The organism is Methylophaga sp. UBA2012, assembly GCF_002335235.1.
Classification (GTDB): Bacteria; Pseudomonadota; Gammaproteobacteria; order Nitrosococcales; family Methylophagaceae; genus Methylophaga; species Methylophaga thalassica.
In genome coordinates this window covers 141177-160114 of record NZ_DDCG01000009.1, presented here as the reverse complement: position 1 = coordinate 160114, position 18938 = coordinate 141177, and the positions used below count along the sequence as shown (strand labels likewise).

At 42.0% G+C, this 18938-nt stretch carries 16 protein-coding genes; 6 read left to right on the top strand and 10 right to left on the bottom strand.

From position 1 onward, the window contains the following. Window positions 1–6 precede the first annotated feature (6 nt). Entirely contained in the window at window positions 7–390 is a 384-nt protein-coding gene (locus B2248_RS07665; RefSeq protein ID WP_007145047.1) for a 4a-hydroxytetrahydrobiopterin dehydratase, read from the bottom strand. Between the two features lie 135 nt (window positions 391–525). On the opposite strand from B2248_RS07665, the gene B2248_RS07660 reads away from it, so the two are divergent. Then, on the top strand, window positions 526–1344 hold the full coding sequence (locus B2248_RS07660) for a DUF5677 domain-containing protein (protein WP_273180455.1): 819 nt from the start codon (window positions 526–528) through the stop codon (window positions 1342–1344). A 111-nt stretch (window positions 1345–1455) separates the two neighbouring features. Here the strand turns inward: B2248_RS07660 and B2248_RS07655 are convergent, their stop codons facing one another. From B2248_RS07655 to B2248_RS07620, 8 genes are all read right to left on the bottom strand, one after another. Beyond that, on the bottom strand, window positions 1456–1773 hold the full coding sequence (locus B2248_RS07655; protein WP_273180453.1) for a hypothetical protein: 318 nt from the start codon (window positions 1771–1773) through the stop codon (window positions 1456–1458). Window positions 1774–2272: 499 nt separating this feature from the next. Beyond that, window positions 2273–3340 carry a calcium/sodium antiporter gene (locus B2248_RS07650; protein WP_273180452.1) on the bottom strand — a complete coding sequence of 356 codons (1068 nt, stop codon included), beginning with the start codon at window positions 3338–3340 and terminating at the stop codon, window positions 2273–2275. A gap of 11 nt (window positions 3341–3351) precedes the next feature. Beyond that, a complete protein-coding gene (secD, locus tag B2248_RS07645; protein WP_273180450.1) occupies window positions 3352–5868 on the bottom strand; it encodes a protein translocase subunit SecD in 2517 nt (838 codons plus the stop codon). A 64-nt stretch (window positions 5869–5932) separates the two neighbouring features. Next, window positions 5933–6253: a hypothetical protein gene (locus B2248_RS07640; RefSeq protein ID WP_273180448.1), complete on the bottom strand. Its 321-nt coding sequence runs from the start codon at window positions 6251–6253 to the stop codon at window positions 5933–5935. 445 nt (window positions 6254–6698) lie between these two features. Then, complete coding sequence (locus B2248_RS07635) at window positions 6699–7547, bottom strand: hypothetical protein (protein WP_273180447.1); 849 nt, start codon at window positions 7545–7547, stop codon at window positions 6699–6701. A 1-nt stretch (window position 7548) separates the two neighbouring features. Then, window positions 7549–10998: a DEAD/DEAH box helicase family protein gene (locus B2248_RS07630; protein ID WP_273180445.1), complete on the bottom strand. Its 3450-nt coding sequence runs from the start codon at window positions 10996–10998 to the stop codon at window positions 7549–7551. 30 nt (window positions 10999–11028) lie between these two features. Next, window positions 11029–12234: a restriction endonuclease subunit S gene (locus tag B2248_RS07625; RefSeq protein WP_273180443.1), complete on the bottom strand. Its 1206-nt coding sequence runs from the start codon at window positions 12232–12234 to the stop codon at window positions 11029–11031. Between the two features lie 5 nt (window positions 12235–12239). Continuing rightward, window positions 12240–13721: a type I restriction-modification system subunit M gene (locus B2248_RS07620; protein WP_273180441.1), complete on the bottom strand. Its 1482-nt coding sequence runs from the start codon at window positions 13719–13721 to the stop codon at window positions 12240–12242. 206 nt (window positions 13722–13927) lie between these two features. On the opposite strand from B2248_RS07620, the gene hflK reads away from it, so the two are divergent. Both hflK and hflC read left to right on the top strand, forming a co-directional pair. Further along, a complete protein-coding gene (gene hflK / locus B2248_RS07615) occupies window positions 13928–14980 on the top strand; it encodes an FtsH protease activity modulator HflK (RefSeq protein WP_273180438.1) in 1053 nt (350 codons plus the stop codon). Further along, complete coding sequence (gene hflC, locus B2248_RS07610; protein WP_273180436.1) at window positions 14977–15918, top strand: protease modulator HflC; 942 nt, start codon at window positions 14977–14979, stop codon at window positions 15916–15918. The genes hflK and hflC overlap by 4 nt, the downstream gene beginning before the upstream one ends. A 73-nt stretch (window positions 15919–15991) precedes the next feature. On the opposite strand, the gene B2248_RS07605 is transcribed toward hflC, so the two are convergent. Next, complete coding sequence (locus B2248_RS07605) at window positions 15992–17473, bottom strand: phospholipase D family protein (RefSeq protein WP_273180435.1); 1482 nt, start codon at window positions 17471–17473, stop codon at window positions 15992–15994. 291 nt (window positions 17474–17764) lie between these two features. Between B2248_RS07605 and B2248_RS07600 the strand changes: the two genes are divergently transcribed. Genes B2248_RS07600 through B2248_RS07590 form a run of 3 tightly spaced genes read left to right on the top strand, consistent with a single transcriptional unit; the run spans window position 17765 to window position 18916 of the window. Beyond that, window positions 17765–18241: a YHS domain-containing (seleno)protein gene (locus B2248_RS07600; protein ID WP_273180433.1), complete on the top strand. Its 477-nt coding sequence runs from the start codon at window positions 17765–17767 to the stop codon at window positions 18239–18241. A gap of 59 nt (window positions 18242–18300) precedes the next feature. Next, the gene (locus B2248_RS07595) at window positions 18301–18618 is read left to right on the top strand and encodes a thioredoxin family protein (protein WP_007145062.1); all 318 of its coding nucleotides are present in this window, start codon (window positions 18301–18303) and stop codon (window positions 18616–18618) included. 22 nt (window positions 18619–18640) lie between these two features. Next, on the top strand, window positions 18641–18916 hold the full coding sequence (locus tag B2248_RS07590) for a DUF2282 domain-containing protein (RefSeq protein WP_273180431.1): 276 nt from the start codon (window positions 18641–18643) through the stop codon (window positions 18914–18916). Window positions 18917–18938: the final 22 nt, after the last annotated feature.

Genomic DNA, 18938 nt, shown 5'->3' with positions numbered 1-18938 from the left:
TATCCACTAATCGTATTTAATATATTTAAAGCGAGCATCATCCGGTGTGCCAACTAATGCTCCATCATCCAGGCCAGGCTGCCACATCACCACTTCTTCAAATTTCTTGGCGAGCTCAAAATCTTTATCCGTAATGCCTTTGGCTGCATGGTTGGTTAGTTTGACGATAACAAACGCGTAAGACACCGTTAAATCCGGATGATGAAATGCCGCCTCTGCTAAATGACCGATGGTATTGACCACCATCAAGGTACTTTTCCAGCCACTGGTTTTATATTTGCGACGTATCCAGCCGTTCTCTAAATACCAATGTGGAAGCTCTTGTTTTAAACGTGCTTCAACCTCTTCATCTGTATAGGTTTTTTCTGTACCATCTTCACGCCATCCCATATTATTCTCCTTATCTATGTATCTGTTCACACCAGTTATACAGAAATGAAATCATGAGTCAAAAACAGATCAGGCTTTGTAAGCCAAGCAGGTAAGCGTAAGATAGATAATCACTAAGTAATAAAAGAGGTTTTTATGTCAGAGCAAACAAGTTTTAAGGATACAGGCTTTCTATCAGAGCAATCACGAACAGGAACGCTCAGTGTTGAAATGCACCAGACTCCACAATACCTTGTTTGTGAAGATTTAAGCCAGTTGGGGCAATCGATTTTAAATCACTGCCACATTCACCCTGATGATAAAAATGAAGTCTATCTAAGCCTTTATTTCCAACGTATGCTCTCTCACTTTCAATCTATTCTGCTGATGGCCGAACGGGGCATGATTCATGAAACAGAAATCATGTCGCGTTGTTTACTAGAGGCCTTATTCAATCTCGCGGCATTTTATCGTCATGAAGACTTTCTCGAAGCCATGACTGATGGTGATACTGATCAAAGAAGGGAAGTGCTGACACGCTTTTATCTGAAACAGCTCGAGATTCATGCTTTAACCGAACTTGAGATGAATGATTTGGAACGCATGATAAACAGCGCGGATGAAATTAACCGTGGCGATGTCAGTACTGCTATCAAAGCTGAAATGGCCGGTTTGATGAGTGAATATCGCACAGAATATGCTTTTTTAAGCGAAACCGTTCATTCTCGAATTCACTCTGTCGAACAAGATCTTGAAATGGATGATCATCAGATTATTGTCGGTATTGCCACCCGAGCCGAAGACACCAATCGTTTAGCCAGTTTATTAATGAACGCGGCTGATTATCTGATAGACGGCATTAACATAATGCTTGAACTTCATAAACAGCCAGATCAATCAGCACATTTTGAACAAATCAAAAGACAAGTTCACAAAGTCTGGCAAAACACGACCGTCAAAGTAGCACACCGCTAAAATCGACATATTCAGATTTTAAAATCTGCAGGGTAATTACCCGAAATTACCCGAAACCAACGTCAGATTTTAAATTTTGAACATACAAAGAAGAGGGGGCGATTATGCAAATTAATCGCTCTTTTTTTGGCGACTATGATTTTGTTTTCTTAGCCTCACATTCTCTTCATAAAGTTCATCCGCCAATTTTCTAGTAATACGCGATGCGAGAATTTCTCCACTGGTAAATTTCTCTCCAGAGGGTGACCACAGATAACCATTGCCAAAAGACCAACCCTCAAAACAATTCCGACGGCCGATACTTGGCATCTTGCCACCAAGCAATAAAAGACACTCAATAATTACTTTGGGGGCATGGTTTGTTTTCTCATAATGAGCCACAGTGCCTGGTGATATTTCCAGGTACTCAGCCACTTGTTTCTTTGTCATTCTGGCTGCATATCGAGCCTGTCTGAACGTTATCTTCATCACAAATATCTGTGCTTTTAACCACCAAAAGAGGTTGGTCTTAAGAAGTCTATGTAAATACTCACATCTACTTTAGAAAGCATTATCATCTATTATATTTAACATAATATATATTATACGAACTTAAATAGACGCGAAAACGAGAGCCGAATGACTCGATTTTTAAGTTGTTCAAATCCGCTTCTGGTCTATTCTTATAATATGCGTTATGACAAATCGATCGTTGTCATTGAGGATGTTTCTTGTGGCGTTTTGCAGGTATTCAAAATTTAAAATCTGACTTTTATTTTGGGTAATCACCCTGCAGATTTTTAAATTCAAAAGTGCTTATTCAGCATTTTTTTGGATGCGTGTTTTATTTATTAGATCTCAAATTCTGGTTAATCAGAGATCCAAACCAATCTTTATGGACGATTTTGTATTCTGTAATTTTGTCTCAAACCGGACTTACTAGCGTTGATTATTTTTTCTCCCGCTGCATCAAATCTCTTACTAAAGTAAAACTGACATAAATAAATACAGCTGGAATTAAGCCATAGATTAAAGCCTGTTCTAATGTGGTTGCGAAGTTAGCCTGAGTAACCACTAAAATCATGTACGAAACATAAGATGTATATAAAAGCAGGAATAAAAATCCCTCAAACCGGGTTAATGTGGCACCCACAAAAAATAAAGGTAGACATAAAACTGAAACAGCCAACATGACAGGTATATCTAATGTTGCCAATTGTGGGCCAGCAATTAATGGCTCTGGTGAGATGAGTCCTGCCAGACCAAGCACACAGAGGATATTGAAAATATTACTACCGACAACATTACCAATTGCAATGTCTCGCTCCCCTCGTATTGTTGCCATAACTGAGGTCATAACTTCAGGTAATGATGTGCCCACAGCAACAATGGTTAGTCCGATAACAGCTTCACTAACACCTAATCCTGTAGCAATGCTAATCGCACTTTGTACTAACCAGCGAGCACCTAACACCAGTAATATGAGGCCGATAACGAAATACAATACGCTTTTCCATGTCGGTGTATTCCCGGACAGCAATTCATCGATTTCAGCTATTCCCTCTTCATCGTTTTGCTTTTTGCCTTGGATAAACAGAAAACCGGTGTAAGCAAGTAAAGCTAAAAACAAAATGGCTGATTCCCATCTCTCAAGTAATCCATTCCATACCATGACCGTCGCTATGGCAGACACAGCAATCATAATAGGCACATCCTGTCTTATAAGCTGCTTGGAAACGAGTAATGGGGATATGAGTGCAGCCAGACCAAGAATGAATAGAATGTTAAAAATATTACTTCCAATCACATTCGCAATAGCCAGCTCTGCCTGGCCCGACCAGGCAGATTTAACGCTGACAGCGAGTTCAGGAGCACTCGTTCCAAATGCGACGACGGTTAAGCCAATGACTAATGGTGGCACACCAAAACTACCGGCAAGCTTGGCAGCCCCTTTTACCAGCATATCCGCTCCAAAAATGAGCAGTACTAAACCACTTAACAGCAATAACCAAACCATACTTATCCTCTCTAAGGAATTTGAGCCAACTTCTCACGCATTTCTTCTGTCGTTGGTCTCAGCAGTGCCAGACCTTTTTGGCTTCTGCGTTGACTCAAGAAATACAAAATAGGGGCCGCAATAAATACTGATGAACTTGTACCAATCACTATGCCAAAAAGCATAGGTAAGGCAAAACTTGAAACGGCTGACCCTCCTGCTATTCCCATCGGTAAAAGTGCCAAAAATGTGGTAACAGACGTAAATACGGTCCTGGTTAATGTCGATGAAATACTCTCATTCATCATCTGAATAATCGGTTTATCCGGTGTGGCCCGTATGCTTTCTCGAATACGATCAAACACCACCACTTTATCATTGATGGAATAACCGATAAGGGCTAACAATGCCGCCACTGCTGTCAGATTAAATTCAACACCTGTTAACGCAAAAAAACCAATGGTTTTAGTTAAATCCAACGCAATCGTTAATGTTGCAGCGATAGCAAAATGAGATTCAAACCGCACTGTCAGGTAGATTAACATCCCTACCCCAGCTAACAAGATAGCCAGGATCGTGTTATCGGAGAAATTACCACTGACTTTAGGGCCCACCATATCGACTTTAGGAAAGTCAGCATCAGGCTGAATAGTCAGTACGGCTTCTTTTAAATCATTAACTTGCTGTGATGTGGCACCAGGGTCAGTTGATGTCACAGGCAGCCTGACCAGAAAGTCCCCCGCCTTCCCTGTTTCCTGAATAAGGGCATCTGATAAATGGTGAATTCCCAGCGTATTTCTGATTTGTTCAACAGATAAATCCGTGGCGTGAACCTCAACTAATGTCCCCCCAGTAAAATCAACGCCATATTTCAGACCTGGCTGAAAGAACAACACCACAGCAGCAATAGACAAAATGGCTGACGTTGTCAGGCCTGCATAACGCCCACGCAGAAAATTAATGCCCTTGCCGCTTAATTTATCTAAGAAATTGAAACCGTTGATCTTTAAAGGCTGTTTTTCTTTACCCCGAATAGACCATTCCATCAGTAATCGTGTCACGGCAACGGCAGTAAACATTGAAGTCACCAGGCCGATTCCTATCGTCACAGCAAAGCCCTGAACAGGTCCTGTACCAAACATAAATAACAAACTTACCGCGATAAGCGTCGTTAAATTTGAGTCCAGAATGGTGGTATACGCTCTGTCAAAGCCCTCACGAAGCGCTTTCCAAGCTGCTTTACCTCGCTTTGATTCTTCCCGGATGCGTTCATTAATAAGAATATTGGCATCCACCGCCATGCCAATGGTCAGGATAATACCGGCAATGCCAGGCAGCGTGAGTGTTGCGCCAAGTAAACCGAGTGCACCAAAAATCAGCCCTACGTTAATAGCAAGACCTGTACACGCGATAAGTCCCCATCTGCCATAGATTCCCAGCATGAAAATCACGACCATTGCTGCGCCTAACAGGCCGGTTGTTAGCCCCATTTGTATGGCATCACTGCCAAGATCAGGACCAACGGTTCGCTCTTCAATCACATGTAATGGAACAGGCAAAGCCCCTGCTCTCAATAATAACGCTAAATTATTCGCTTCAGAGGTAGTGAAATTGCCACTAATCTCACCGCTTCCACCCGGTATTTCACTGCGAATAACAGGGGCTGTAATGACTTTCCCATCAAGCACGATAGCGAGTGCCCGACCTATATTGTTATGGGTCATATTGCCAAATAATTTGGCGCCTTCACTATCAAGCTTGAAATTAACTACGGGTTCACCGGTTTTCTGATTAAACCCTACCTGAGCATCGCGTATATGTTTACCTTCCATGGCCACCTGAGTTTCGAGACGGTAGCGGCTATCCGTATCGATATCGGGGTAAGTCACCGTATTTTTTGTTGTATCAGTGGCTGCCCAATGAAACGTCATTTTTGCCGTGGTGCCAAGCAGTTCACGAATCTTAGTAGGATCTGCCACACCCGGCATTTGAACCAGAATATCTTGCTTGCCTTGACGGGTAATACTCGGATCAACCAGTCCCGTCTCATCAAGGCGTTTTCTGACTACCTCAAGACTTTGGTTAACAACATCCGTGACGAGTGATTCAACCCATCGTTGATCTAAGCTTATTTGAATCCCGTCAATTTCTTTTTTGATGTCAAAACGTTTTTTGCCATCTGTTGAATTACGCGCTAACTGACTAGCAAGTTCAATGGATTTATCGATGTCCGCGCTTTTACGAATGGGTATATATAAACCTGACTCAGAAATGACAGGACTCGTGTAGTAAATCCCTTGCTTTTGCAACTCGCTGGTCAGCTCAGACTGCAGCAAGTCATATTGTTTGTTTAATAACTCTTTTGTGTCCGCTTCCAAAAGCAGGTGTGAACCACCCTGTAAATCCAACCCCATAGAAATGGTCGTGTCGGTATACCAGGTGGGAAGTTTTTGAGACAAAGAATAAGGAAGAATGTTAGGTAAACTGCACAGCAGCGCGAACACAATCAACAAACCATAAACAATGGTCCGTGAAGACAATGATTTCATGAAAAACCTCTAACGTTTTCGAAATAAAAAGCCCTAGCCAAAGGGCCGATTTGTATGGACGAAACTAAGCTAGAGGGGGCGCTCTCAAAGGCGGATAGAGGTAATAACGAGAAAAAGGCGTTGCTTCTGTAATGTCTTTAAATACAAAACAGACTGAACCCCAGTTTTTCGGATGTTGATTTTGTGAGTGACAAATAGCCCACAAAGGTAAGTCAATATCAGGAAAAAATGCTTCATCAGACTGATTTTTAATTTCAGCTATTCGAAGAAAGTATCCCTGCGTATTAAATGAATCAAGATGACTGATAAGCCCGTGATTAATCTCATTGCTTGAGTCGCTTTTAGCATAGGAAGCTATTGGCAGAGTCAGCAACAACAACGACAAGAAGCAGATCCCCAAAAGGGATAAGACATAGCGTTGAGAGAGAGATTGTTCGGATTTATACATGACTGGATTAGAGGTACAGGGATATACCGTTAACTGGATGGCGAAATCGTATCACGTTTTTATTCAAGTCTGTTTAATTATTAATAGACACGATTAGTAAGCATCACATCGTGTTATTCAGAATGTTTTTGTGGCGATTTTAGAGAGGTTAAAAATTTAAAAACTGACATTCATTGTGGGTAATGGATCTGCTAATTCACTGTTCACTATTATTCAATATCGACATTTTGGCCGGATTGCTGGTCGCCTAAAAACTAAAGCAAGCTATTGATAATGTATGAATTTTAAATTAAAAGAGGTGTTAATAATAAATATTTTGGCCGCTTTATTGGCCGGATGCTCAAAATAGCCCCAAAATGAATGACTGATTTTTCAATGCTTATTAACTAAGAAATTCCGTGCTTCTTAATGTTTTGAGTTTTGTATAAAAACCAATTTCTTTTAAATATTCTTGCATCCGTTTCGCGTCTATGGGGTCTTTTTCCTGAGCACTTTGGCCATTACAAAATATATAGTCATCTGGATGCCATTCCCAATGGCTGGAGTTGGTAAGGCTTGAAGCAAATTCGTTATCAAAATATTCATAATCTAAATGCTTAGAAAAAAGTCCTTTCTGATGAATTGATTTTTGAGCTTGAAACAACAGCAATGAGATAGATTTAAGCATCATTCTCGTCTTATAGTAATGCGAATAACCCATATAGAGAGGTAAATAACGGCTATATTTCACACCTAATTTTTCACCTTCACCATGAATTATTTCAAGTATTACAGCGACGTGCTCATCTGAACCATGATCGTATGCTGGCACAAATTTGATGCCTTTTTGAGCAACGAAATACGCAATCATAGAAGTATCATTACTGTCCTGATAGTTAACAATGAAGTCATATATCGCTTCAAAGTCATAGCCAGTTTCAAAGACCTGCTGAATTGGTCCCTTGCCGGTTTCTAACCAATCATAATTAATGAAAAAATGTTTTGAGATAGTTTCAAGAAGCTCAGTGTTTAGTTTTTTTACTAAACTATCCAGACTATCAAAGTCACTGAAGTGTAAATTAAATTGGGGAAATATCTGCGGTATCCTGGTGACAGGAATATTATGCTTATCAAAGACTTGAAGCACCCTTCTCGCCGTTGACCTTAGACCGGCTCGTTTTGCAAAGCGTTTATCTTCAATCCATTCTCTAAGTTGATCTAATTGAATGATTTTAAATAAATAATCGAGCATATTAACTGGCAGCGACTAAGGCGTTGTCATTAACACGATCAATTAACTTAATCACTTTACTTGCCGTAGCATCATCAAACACACCAAATAATCCTTGGTCGTGCAGATAGGTAAATGGCGGTTCAAATAATAACGATTTATCAATCACCCCATTTTTATTGAGGTAACTGATGATGTTGTTGATGAACGTGATTTGATCAGCACGTAAATTCCCTGCCTGTATAAAGTCAGCAAAATGGGCTTGTGCAGCGGCCATATCCAAGCCAACGATATTACGAATGAACACGCCTAGTGGTTTATCTCCGTAAGTATCTATGTAGTCTTGTTTTGTACCGAGAGATTCATCTTCAAACAAGATGCTTTCTAAGAGGTGTATTTCCGTTTCGGTAATCGGCTTATTAGTTTTGAGTTTTTGAATCACCAAATGATCACTGTGATTTCTTACATAAGATTCAACACGATCTTTGTAACTTTGTAACGTGACGTAGGTTCCAATGGGCTCATGTATAACAATAGCGCTGTGATCAAGCGTGTCTTCAAATGTAGTCATCACGATTTTCTGTTGGTCTTTATCGAGATACTTCATCAAGTCACGTAAAGCTAAACGAATATGATCTAGGCGATTAACATTGATGTTTTGCCAAAATATATCTGTCTGCAAATCCGTTAATAAGGCTTTTTGTTGAGCTACGGCGGGTATGTTTTGCTTTTTCAATAATGCATTTGCACTGCCAGTAATACGATTAATAAAGCGATCCAGACTATGTGAGCCGGTCAATAATGCTATCTGGAAGTTGAGTAGCAGGATATCGAATCGACGGGCAAATTCATCATCATTTTTTTCAGCCAAGACTAAGTTGGCAAGCTCGGTATTGATATCTAATAAATCGCTTTTAGATAAGTTTTGCCAACGCTTTTCATCACTAAACTCGACCACATAACGGAGTTTCGCTTTAACGACAAAACGGTTTCTGTCTAAGCTTGAAATAGCTTGATGTAATTCTTTGATATAGCTTTCAGCTAATGCCCCCTGCTCTTCAGTACGTGAAATATCATCACGAATAAGCATGGCAACTTCTAATTTCGCTTCAAACACTTGTTGAATCAAACTTTTAACAATCTTGCCCTGCAAACCATCAGGCGTGATGTCAAAATACTCATAGTTTTGGCAATAATCGAAAATATAAAACTCAGTTTTATCTAATCCTGGACCTAATAAATCGGGACATAATCGCGTCCCTCGTCCAATCATTTGCCAAAATTTGGTGGCTGATTTTACGGTTTTAAAAAACACCAGATTAACGACTCGAGGAGCATCAACACCCGTGTCCATCATATCTACGGAAACAGCAATCTGTGGATCGTGCTCTTCATACTCATCAGCGAACGTTTCCAGCAGGCTTTGAGCTTTACTTTCATAGTTATCAATAACACGTAAAAATTTACCCGAATATTCAGGGTAGTTTTTATTAAAACGTTCTTCTATAAATAGTGCATGAGCATGACTTTTTGCAAAAATAATGCTCTTACCTAATGTCTGGTCGCCCTGCACTTTTATGCCTGCGTCCATTACATGGTGTAACACCTTATCCACGGTGTCTGTGTTAAATAACCATTTATTTAATGCTGCACTTTCAATCTCGTCGGGAGCTTCACCTTGGGTCGGGTCACCAAACTTCTCTTCATATTCTGCTTTTTCAGCGGCTGATAATTGATTGTAGTGAACACCTTCACGCATAAATTTTAATGGCACCGACATGGTTTTGGGTGGCACTAAAAACTTATCAGCAACAGCCTGATTCAGTTCATAAGCAAAGGTGGGGTTATTATCTTCAATGCCAAATAAACCATAGGTGTTATGGTCAACTTCGGCTTTTGGTGTCGCGGTTAAACCAATCAATAAGGCATCAAAGTAAGCAAAAATAGACTTGTATTTCTGATACACCGAACGATGAGCTTCATCGACAATAATCAGGTCAAAATGTCCCACACCGTAAAAACGGTTATCCGTATCTCGTAGTCCATCAATTCGATTCATGATGGTGGGATAAGTCGAAAAAACTAAGCGCGTACCGTTATCTTCTTTTTCTTTGGTGAGATCAATAGCGGTTAAATGTGGCAGATGGATATTAAAGGCTTTCTTAGCCTGTGTAACCAGTGCATTGCGATCGGCCAAAAACAAAACCCGTTTGGCCCAGTTACACTTAGTCAACATATCGACGATGGCCGCTGCTGTTCGGGTTTTGCCACTACCTGTTGCCATGACTAACAAGCTTTGTCTTGCCCTGCCCTTGAGTTCACCCTGACTATTCTCTTTTACCGTATTCTCAGCAACACGGGTAATCGCTTCAAGTTGGTAAGGTCGGCCAACAATAGCTTCATTAGGTTTGAATAAACGTAAGTCTTTTCGGGTTTGCCGACGCTCAATTAATAATTGCAGTTCGTCTTTCGTATAAAAGCCTTGAACTTCACGTTCAGGGTAAAAGGTGTCATCCCAAAGATAAGTCTCAAAGCCATTACTATAAAAAATAATGGGGCGTTGCCCTTTCATCTTTTCTAAACAATTCGCATATAACTCAGCTTGATGTTTGCCTTTTCGGGCATCATGCATCGTCTTTTTGGCTTCAACGACAGCCAGCGGTAAACCATCGTCACCCCAAAGCACATAATCTATATAACCCATGCCTGATTTATTGGTGCTGGCAGGCATGCCGGTGACTTCAAATTCCAGATGATAACCATTTTGCAGATTATCCCACCCGGCTTCTTTCAGTGATAAATCAATGTATCGACGACGAGTTTCTGCTTCAGATACCAACAATGGTAAGGCTGTGCTGATATCAACGGATTGTTCGCGTGAGGCTTTGCGTTCAGCTAGTTGCTGTTGTTCTTGCTCAATGGCTTGTTTTATAGCTGGATTATGTTGTGCTTTGTCACGTATTTGTTGTTCATTTTCACGCTTTGACTGATTCTTTGTGTCAACTTCAGCCAGGGTAGTCTCAATGCTGGGTGGTTGAACAGTATCAGCATCCGCTCGGGGAATTAATGCTTCATTAAATATCTGAGTATCAGGGACAGATTTACCATAATAAATAGCTAGATGACGCATAAAGCGAAACAGGTATTTCAGTGAGGCTAAAGCATCCTGTTGACTGACAGACTTGCCGTGTGCAGCGAGATTACCTGTTTTGCGAATCAGATTAAGTTCATTAAATAAGGTATTGTTAAATAAAGATTTAAAACCATGCTCATGCATTAAGGTGCTTAAGTCAGCACGCCAGGGACGGCTTAAAGTGCGTTCATGGTCATACAGCCAATTAATGGCATTTTCTAAGCTGGAACGACAAAAAATAGCTGAGGCTTTGGGGGATGAAAAAGTGAATTGTTCAGCTTCAACCGCATCGGCATATAAAGCCGGAAAATCGCGTTGTAAAAACTGAAAATTACTCACTCACCTAGTCCCTGTTCATGATATCTAAGCCTATGCTGCCTTATTTGCCGTTAATTCGCCAGTAAAAGCACGTTGTAACAAACTGTTAAAGAGTATTTCAGATTTTTCTAAATTTTTCTGCGCTTGTTTTTGTTGTTGTTCAATAGTCTTGATTGCGACAATATATTTATTCTGTGCATGTAAAGTTGGCTTAATCATTTTCAAACCATATATATCTCTATTACTTATGTTTGCTTGTCTGACTCCTCTACTTAATTTTGTAAGTTCCTGTTTTGTCCGAGCGTTAGAAAACATTCCGAATAGAAACTCAGGGTGATAACTGTTATTTATTGAACTAATCTTGGCTACACGTTGATTTAAGAAATACTTCTCATAAGTATCAGAAGCCATTGCAACATTACCATAATCATCCTTGCCCACTGTACCTGTTAATGACATTAATATATCGTTTTTTTTAATAATCCATTTTTCATATTTACTGGTAAAGCTTTCTGGTAAAAAGGAAAAATTAGTGTCATCAAAATAGCCTCTATTGACTGTGCTAATTTTTATGAGTGGAATACCCTCTTCCTTTATGTAGTCTTCACTTTTAAATGCATAGCCGCCTAATATAAAAATATGGTCAGCAAGTGGGTATGTATCACCATCAAAGGGATCACCAAACATATCCAAAAACAGCGATTGGCTAAGTGAAGTGTAATGCTCAACCAGTTGCTGGTCTTTTTGTCTGAGCTTATCCGCCGCATCCAAAATAGCGGCAATCTGCTTTTGTTCTGCCAGAGGAGGCATTGGGATTTGAACTTTACTGAGCGTAGATTTTGAGATCTCTTTGAATGTTGCACCATTCCCTAAATCTTTGAGTTGGGGAATGATGTTTTTTATTGCGTAGTACAAATATTCAACATCTAGGTTTTTATTTGGTATTAATGATTTAAACCCTTGGTTAGTGCACGCTTCAATTGTGGTGATGGCTATGTGGCCAATCGGTGCTCTTGAACTGAGTAATAATGAATTTTTTGGTAACGGCGTTGTTGAGCAACTTTTAAGGCCTAAGGCAGTTATTTTTTCAGGTGCTTCTGAAATATATTTTGATTTTATTCGGCTTAGATCTTTTGGTGTAAACCAATTTATTTCACCATCCCAGTACTCGACTTTATTTCTTGATGGTGTGGAGCCACTGATAATTTCACAACAATCACCTATAGCAACTTTTTTGTATTGATTTGTTGTCAGCACCGAGTTCACCCTAACAACTCCTTCAAGATCTGCAATGCTTGCCCACGCTCGTTATCTAGTTGTTCTATCTCAGCAATAATTTTTGCCGGTGGATCATATTCGACTTGTTCATACACCACTTCTTTATAGCGGTTAATGCTTAAATCCCAATCGTTTTGTTTGATTTCATCAAAGGGCACCATAAAACTCTGGTCGGTGCGTTGACGATTAATTTCTTTATCGCGCTGTTTAAAGCGCTGGACGATATCGTCAATATCGTTATTTTTAATTGGGCTACGTTTGTCATCCAGCGAATAACCATCGGCATGCATGTCATAAAACCAGACATTGTCTGTGCCTCCATTATTGGTTTTGGTAAAGATCACCACCGCAGTACTCACGCCTGCATATGGTTTGAATACGCCACTGGGCATTGAAATGATGGCTTCAAGGCGTTGCTTTTCCACCAGTGTTTGGCGTAATTGTTTGTGGGCATTAGATGAACCAAATAACACACCATCGGGAATAATCACAGCACAGCGACCACCGATTTTGAGCATGCGTAACATCAAGGCAATAAACAGTAGTTCTGTCTTTTTAGTTTTCACGGTTTTGAGTAATGAGCTTTCCACGCCGTCGTAATCTAATGATCCTTTAAAGGGCGGATTCGCCAAAATCAAACTGTATTGATCTCGGCTGGCCGCATTGGCTTCACCTAAAGCATCCTGACCAATAAGATTGGGGCGTTCAACCGCATGGAGCTGCAAGTTCATTGCGGCTATGCGTAGCATGGTGCTATCAAACTCAATACCGGTAAACATGTCGCTATTGAAATGTTCACGGAAAGTTTGGTCATGTAACCAATCAGGATGATGCTGATAGATATATTCGCCTGATGCCACTAAAAAGCCTGCCGTGCCACAGGCGGGATCACAAATCGTGTCTTCACGATTAGGTTCCATCATTTCCACCATCATTTTGATGATATGCCGTGGCGTGCGAAATTGACCATTGGTGCCTGCCGTGGCGATTTTCGATAATAAGTATTCATAGAGATCGCCTTTAGTATCTCGATCGGCCATTTGAATACCATTAATCATTTGTACAACTTGATCCAACACCTTTGGTGTGGGGATCATAAACGTCGCCCCTTTCATATATTGAGCAAATACGCCTGCTTGATCGCCGAGTTGTTTCATATGCTCAAATACCGTTAAACCATCCGCTTCTAGCTGTGGTTGGGTAAATAAGTTGAACATAGTTTGAGGTTCTAGCTCACGAAAGCTATGCCAGCGGAAGCATTGTTGATTCGGACCGTAAAAGGCTTTTTGGCTTCGTTTACCAGCCACGCTGGCTTTCTTTTCTTCCAGTTGTTCAATTTCATCCAGGCGACGAATAAATAAGAGGTAGGTGAATTGCTCGATAACCGTGAGTGGGTTACTTATCCCACCTGTCCAGAATGTTTCCCATATTTTATCGACTTGGCTTTTAATTTCACCGGTGAGCATGTAGCAACTTCTTAGAATGATTTATGAAGGAGAATGATTTTCCATTATTAAACCAGGACTGACAAGAATATCTGGCTTTATTATCAAATCTGCTTGGCCGAATTTTCCCACCACATTTTCCAAACTAGAAATACTTGATTTGAGTAGTTTCCGTACATACCCGCCCCTAAAGAGTAGACTGGCCTTTCAAATAAAGGAGAGAGAAGATGATTCAATCTGTAAAAGACGATGGTCGAGGGCCTTCTGGCCCACCCGACCTGTTTGAATTAATAAAAAAGTTGACTGGTGGTGGCCGCGGCCCTTCGCGTGGCAAGTTAGGTGGCGGGTTTATTGGCGTCCTACTACTTATTCTGCTGGTGTGGGGTGCAATGACTTCTTTCTATACGGTGCAACCAGAACAGCGCGCTGTGGTGAAACGCTTCGGTTCCGTCAAAGGGATTACTGATCCGGGGCTGCATTTCAAAATTCCGTTTGGCATTGATCAAATACAACTGGTCGCCACAGAACGTGTATTAAAACAGGAGTTTGGCTTTCGCACTCGGGGAACCCGTCAGGGAGAAAGCTCCACCTACAGTGCTGCCGAATTTGAAGATGAGTCATTAATGCTCACCGGCGATTTGAATATGATCGATGTTGAATGGGTGGTGCAATACCGTATTGAAGACCCCATCAAGTTTCTCTATCAGATGCGTGAACCTACTCGTACTCTGCGTGATATTTCCGAGTCTGTGATGCGTCGCATCGTCGGTAATATGCTGGGCTCAGAGGTACTGACTATCGGCCGGGTGGAGATTCAACAGAAAGCCGGTGATGAGATTCAGGAGATACTCAACCAATACGATGCTGGCATTCGCATCAGCACCGTTGAAATGCAGGATGTGGTGCCGCCCCCTGCTGTTCAACCCGCTTTCAATGAAGTGAATGAAGCCCGTCAGGAGCGCGAACGTATGATTAATGAGGCACAAAAACGAGTGAATCAGGAGATTCCAAACGCTGAGGGTGCTGCGCTTCGTACCGTCGCTGAGGCTGAAGGTTATGCCACGGAACGGGTGAACCGGGCTGATGGTGAAAGTACACGTTTTAGTGCCGTTCTGCGTGAATACCAACAAGCCCCTACGGTGACGCGTTCACGTCTCTATCTGGAAACGTTGAATGAGATCCTGCCAAATATCGGACAAATTTTGGTGGTACAGGATGGTCAAGTCGGGCCGTTGCCATTGCTCGATGTGAGTCGTAAAACTATTGGAGGTGACAAATGAAAACCTCACTACTTGCCTTCATCGTTGTGTTAGCCGTTATCGTCGGAAACCTTACTCTCTATACTGTAGATGAATCTCAACAAGCCATTGTGGTCCAGTTCGGTGAACCAATTGGCGATGTCATTAATGAGTCGGGGCTGAAGTTCAAACTCCCCTGGCAGAATGTCCGTTATTTCGATAAACGTCTGTTGGTTTGGGATGGTGATGTGACACAGATTCCGACGCTAGGTCGAGAGTTTATTCTTGTGGATACCACAGCACGCTGGAGAATCACTGATCCCCTACTCTTTTTAACCAGTGTTCGCGATGAAGCTGGTGCACGTACTCGACTCGATGACATTATTGATTCAGTGGTGAGAGATATGGTGTCTTCTACCGAACTGGAAGAGATTGTTCGCTCGAAAGACTGGCAAGTGAATGTCGCGGAGTTAGATGATCCCGCCCTGGCTGAACGCAGTGACGTTAATCTGGAGAAACAGCCGAAACTGGGTCGTGAATTACTGGAAGCAGGTATTCTCAAACGGGCTCGGGATTCTATGCCAGCACTGGGGATTGAGCTTGATGATGTGCGTATTAAACGCGTCAATTACATTCAATCAGTTCGTCGTCAGGTAGAAAGCCGAATGATTGCTGAACGTCAGTCTATTGCTGAGCGTTTCCGTTCTGAAGGTCGGGGCCGTAGCCAGGAAATCCTGGGTAATATGGAACGCGATCTACGTCGTATTCGTTCTGAAGCAGCACGTGATGCTGAGAAAATACGCGGTGAGGCAGATGCTGAAGCGACGCGTATTTATGGTGAAGCTTTCGGCGCCGACGCTGAGTTCTATTCCTTCTTCCGTACGCTGGAAAGCTATCGGGCCTTAGGAGCAAATAGTACGCTCATGCTCAATGCTGACTCAGACTTCTTCCGTTATCTGGAAGAGCCACAAGCTCAGTAAAGCTTTGCCTGTCAGAATCGTCACGCCCATCTGGGCGTGACACTCTTTTTGGGTTATCCCATTTTTAGTGTAACTAAAACGTACTGAGTCCTGTGGCTTCCATGGTGCGATATAACAGTTGGGGCCAACGTCTTTCATCCGCATAGTTTTCATAGTCCACGCTGTAATGACGGCCATACAGATTATGCCAGCGTTCATCAAACCAGCTACGACCACGCCGAAAAGGTGCTGCGTTGGCTGGTCCTTTTACAATCACACTGGTTTCAAGATTAAGATTGTGTAAATTGCGTCGGGTGAAATTGGTTGAGCCAAGTAACATGGTTGTTTCACCAGTACCAAGATGCATCAGCCATTTAGCATGACATTGTTCGCCATGGGTATCACACCAACGAACGGTAATACCGGCTTGCGTTAATTCATGGGCCACAGGACGATTAGGAATACCATTTTTTTGTCGCCCGAAGGCATCTTTATTGGGATCCAGCAACACTCTTAACACGATACCTCGCGTTTGTGCAGATTTCAGCGCTTCGACTATATCCCGATCAGATAAGTAGAACATCGCCATATCCAGCTTATCACCCGATTTAGCTTTGTTAATCATGGCTAATGCGGCTTGTTCTACGGCATTCTCGGTGACGACTTGCACACTAAGATTATTGTCTGTGTTTTCAGCCTTTTGTTGAAGTGCCACTTTGGCTAGTGCTTTACCTGACAACGCCAGCACAGCTTTTTCACTCTCCAGTAAATCCCATGCTGCCGGCCCATTAAAACGTAAGGCCACATTGCCGTGGGCGCTGCTGCCATCATGTGGATTGGCCGAGGTCACTAATGCGGTTAATTCTGAGCCATTATCAGCGATAAGCAGCTTGCGATGATTCGCTTTGAAATTCAGTAAGTTGAGATAGCTTCTTACAGAGACTTGTCCTTCACCAAACGGATTGGGTAACCACCCGCCTTCACTATTACCAAACGGCTGAATCAATAAACGCCAAAGACCTGAATAAGCAGGGTTGCTATCACGTAATTGAGTCAAGTCAGTTTGCGTGACGGGTATGCCAGCCGCTTTAAGCTCAGCAAAATGTTTGGAAGGAAGCCCGCCATACAGGCTATTAATGGGATCAGAAATAACGTGTATTTGCAGATCCGGATAACGCTTTTTCTGAGCAATCAACGCGTTGCTGAGTTCATCTGAAAGTGGTCTATGCTGTTCCGAACCCTTGCCCAGATAGTCATTAAATAAAAACATATCAACCAGTACGATATGGCGCGCGTTGGCAATCATCTCAAATACGGTATCGAAAATCTGTTGCTGCGTTTGGCGCTCGCCATCAACGGTGAAGGTCCTGTCAGCCAGAAACTGCACATTCGTGGCTGTGCGTTGGGGGCCGGTGAAATTAACGCCTGCGGGCAAAGGCTTGTTAACGTGATAAATCGCGACACAAACCGTTGTTAGCAAGAGTAAAAAGAATATCCAACGCCGTTTTCCCTTATTCCTTCTCTGCTGTTTCGTACCGAATAAGGCTCTGTGTTGCTGTTTTTTTCTGAATGGCATATTGGATGATCTAAGTAATAATCAATCTCATAAAGTAGCACTATTTATGGATAGTGATAAACCACGTTATCTCGTCTCTCCCCTTTCAAGCTGGCTGACTACTGATTTTTATGCAAAACATTGCAGCTTAATTATTTCAGTTTGCGTAATAGTTTTTTAATCATTCGTCCTATTATTTTATAAATCTGAATGAGAAATAATGTCTCCGCTGATTCGAAAATCATCAGTCACTTAATGTGTAACGAATCGAAACTGTAATTAATACAAACACCTATAACGGAGATGTAAACCATGATAAAGCAATTTTTAATGACGACTACTGCAGCGGTTGCGATCACGCTTTCAGCAGCAACATTGGCAGCAGATATTGATATGAATGCCAATACTAATGACCTGGCTATTCAGGGTTATGACCCAGTGGCGTATTTCACCAAAGCGGCACCCACTAAAGGCTCAAGTGAATATACCGCGACCTATAAAAATGCGATTTATCACTTTAGCAGTGAAAAAAATCGCGATTTATTCCGTGCTGAGCCAGCCAAATATGCCCCACAGTTCGGTGGCTTTTGTGCTTATGGCGTCACCAAAGGCAGAAAGTTTGATACAGACCCAACTGCTTGGCGTGTGGTGGATGGCAAGCTCTATCTGAACCTGAATAAAGATGTGCAAAAACTCTGGGTTGAAGATATTCCTGGCTATATCACCAATGCCAATGACACCTGGCCAACCATCAAAACTTTCAGTGATAAAACACTTGAAACATTTTAGTGCTTTGCCCTGGCTTTACTTGCTCGAGTAAGTCAGGGCTTTCATTAAGGAGTTTAACAATGCGAAGAATTACTACTCATGACGAGCTAGAAGCTGAGGCACAGCGTCATGCCTATTTATTACTGAAAATCTCAGCTTCCTGGTGCAACCCTTGCCAAATTTATAGCCCGATTATTGAGTCAGTTTCAAAGACTCGTAGCGATATTAGTGTGGCTGAAGTGGATGTCGATGATATGCCCGCCATTCGTGAGACCTTTCATGTTCGCTCTGTACCGACACTCATCATGTTTAAAAATGGCAGTGCAGTTGATTCGCTGATTGGCTCACAGGCAGTTGAAAACGTGCATGCCTGGATTGACCACACTATCCAAGCTTAATACTTATATAAGGAATGAAGTGATGAAAAACAACGCAATTATTGCTGCTGCAATTGCAGCGACTGTATCACTGGGCGTAACTGCCCCAATCAATGCCTATGCGGCTAGTAAAGAAAAATGCTACGGCGTGACGAAAGCAGGTCAAAACGACTGTGCCAACTTGGCGGGTACGCACTCATGTGCCGCTCAATCTAAAACGGACAACGATCCAGGTGAATGGAAACTGGTGCCAGCCGGTACTTGTACCGATCTGGGTGGCTTATCCAAAGATGAAGCGAAGAAGCTTCTTACAAACTAATTACCCGTGACGAACCTATGGA

Excerpts from the sequence above, each read along its gene's own strand:
- B2248_RS07665 (WP_007145047.1), bottom strand. The coding sequence starts at position 390 with ATGGGATGGCGTGAAGATGGTACAGAAAAAACCTATACAGATGAAGAG.
- B2248_RS07660 (WP_273180455.1), top strand. The coding sequence starts at position 526 with ATGTCAGAGCAAACAAGTTTTAAGGATACAGGCTTTCTATCAGAGCAA.
- B2248_RS07655 (WP_273180453.1), bottom strand. The coding sequence starts at position 1,773 with ATGACAAAGAAACAAGTGGCTGAGTACCTGGAAATATCACCAGGCACT.
- B2248_RS07650 (WP_273180452.1), bottom strand. The coding sequence starts at position 3,340 with ATGGTTTGGTTATTGCTGTTAAGTGGTTTAGTACTGCTCATTTTTGGA.
- secD (WP_273180450.1), bottom strand. The coding sequence starts at position 5,868 with ATGAAATCATTGTCTTCACGGACCATTGTTTATGGTTTGTTGATTGTG.
- B2248_RS07635 (WP_273180447.1), bottom strand. The coding sequence starts at position 7,547 with ATGCTCGATTATTTATTTAAAATCATTCAATTAGATCAACTTAGAGAA.
- B2248_RS07620 (WP_273180441.1), bottom strand. The coding sequence starts at position 13,721 with ATGCTCACCGGTGAAATTAAAAGCCAAGTCGATAAAATATGGGAAACA.
- hflK (WP_273180438.1), top strand. The coding sequence starts at position 13,928 with ATGATTCAATCTGTAAAAGACGATGGTCGAGGGCCTTCTGGCCCACCC.
- hflC (WP_273180436.1), top strand. The coding sequence starts at position 14,977 with ATGAAAACCTCACTACTTGCCTTCATCGTTGTGTTAGCCGTTATCGTC.
- B2248_RS07605 (WP_273180435.1), bottom strand. The coding sequence starts at position 17,473 with ATGCCATTCAGAAAAAAACAGCAACACAGAGCCTTATTCGGTACGAAA.
- B2248_RS07600 (WP_273180433.1), top strand. The coding sequence starts at position 17,765 with ATGATAAAGCAATTTTTAATGACGACTACTGCAGCGGTTGCGATCACG.
- B2248_RS07595 (WP_007145062.1), top strand. The coding sequence starts at position 18,301 with ATGCGAAGAATTACTACTCATGACGAGCTAGAAGCTGAGGCACAGCGT.
- B2248_RS07590 (WP_273180431.1), top strand. The coding sequence starts at position 18,641 with ATGAAAAACAACGCAATTATTGCTGCTGCAATTGCAGCGACTGTATCA.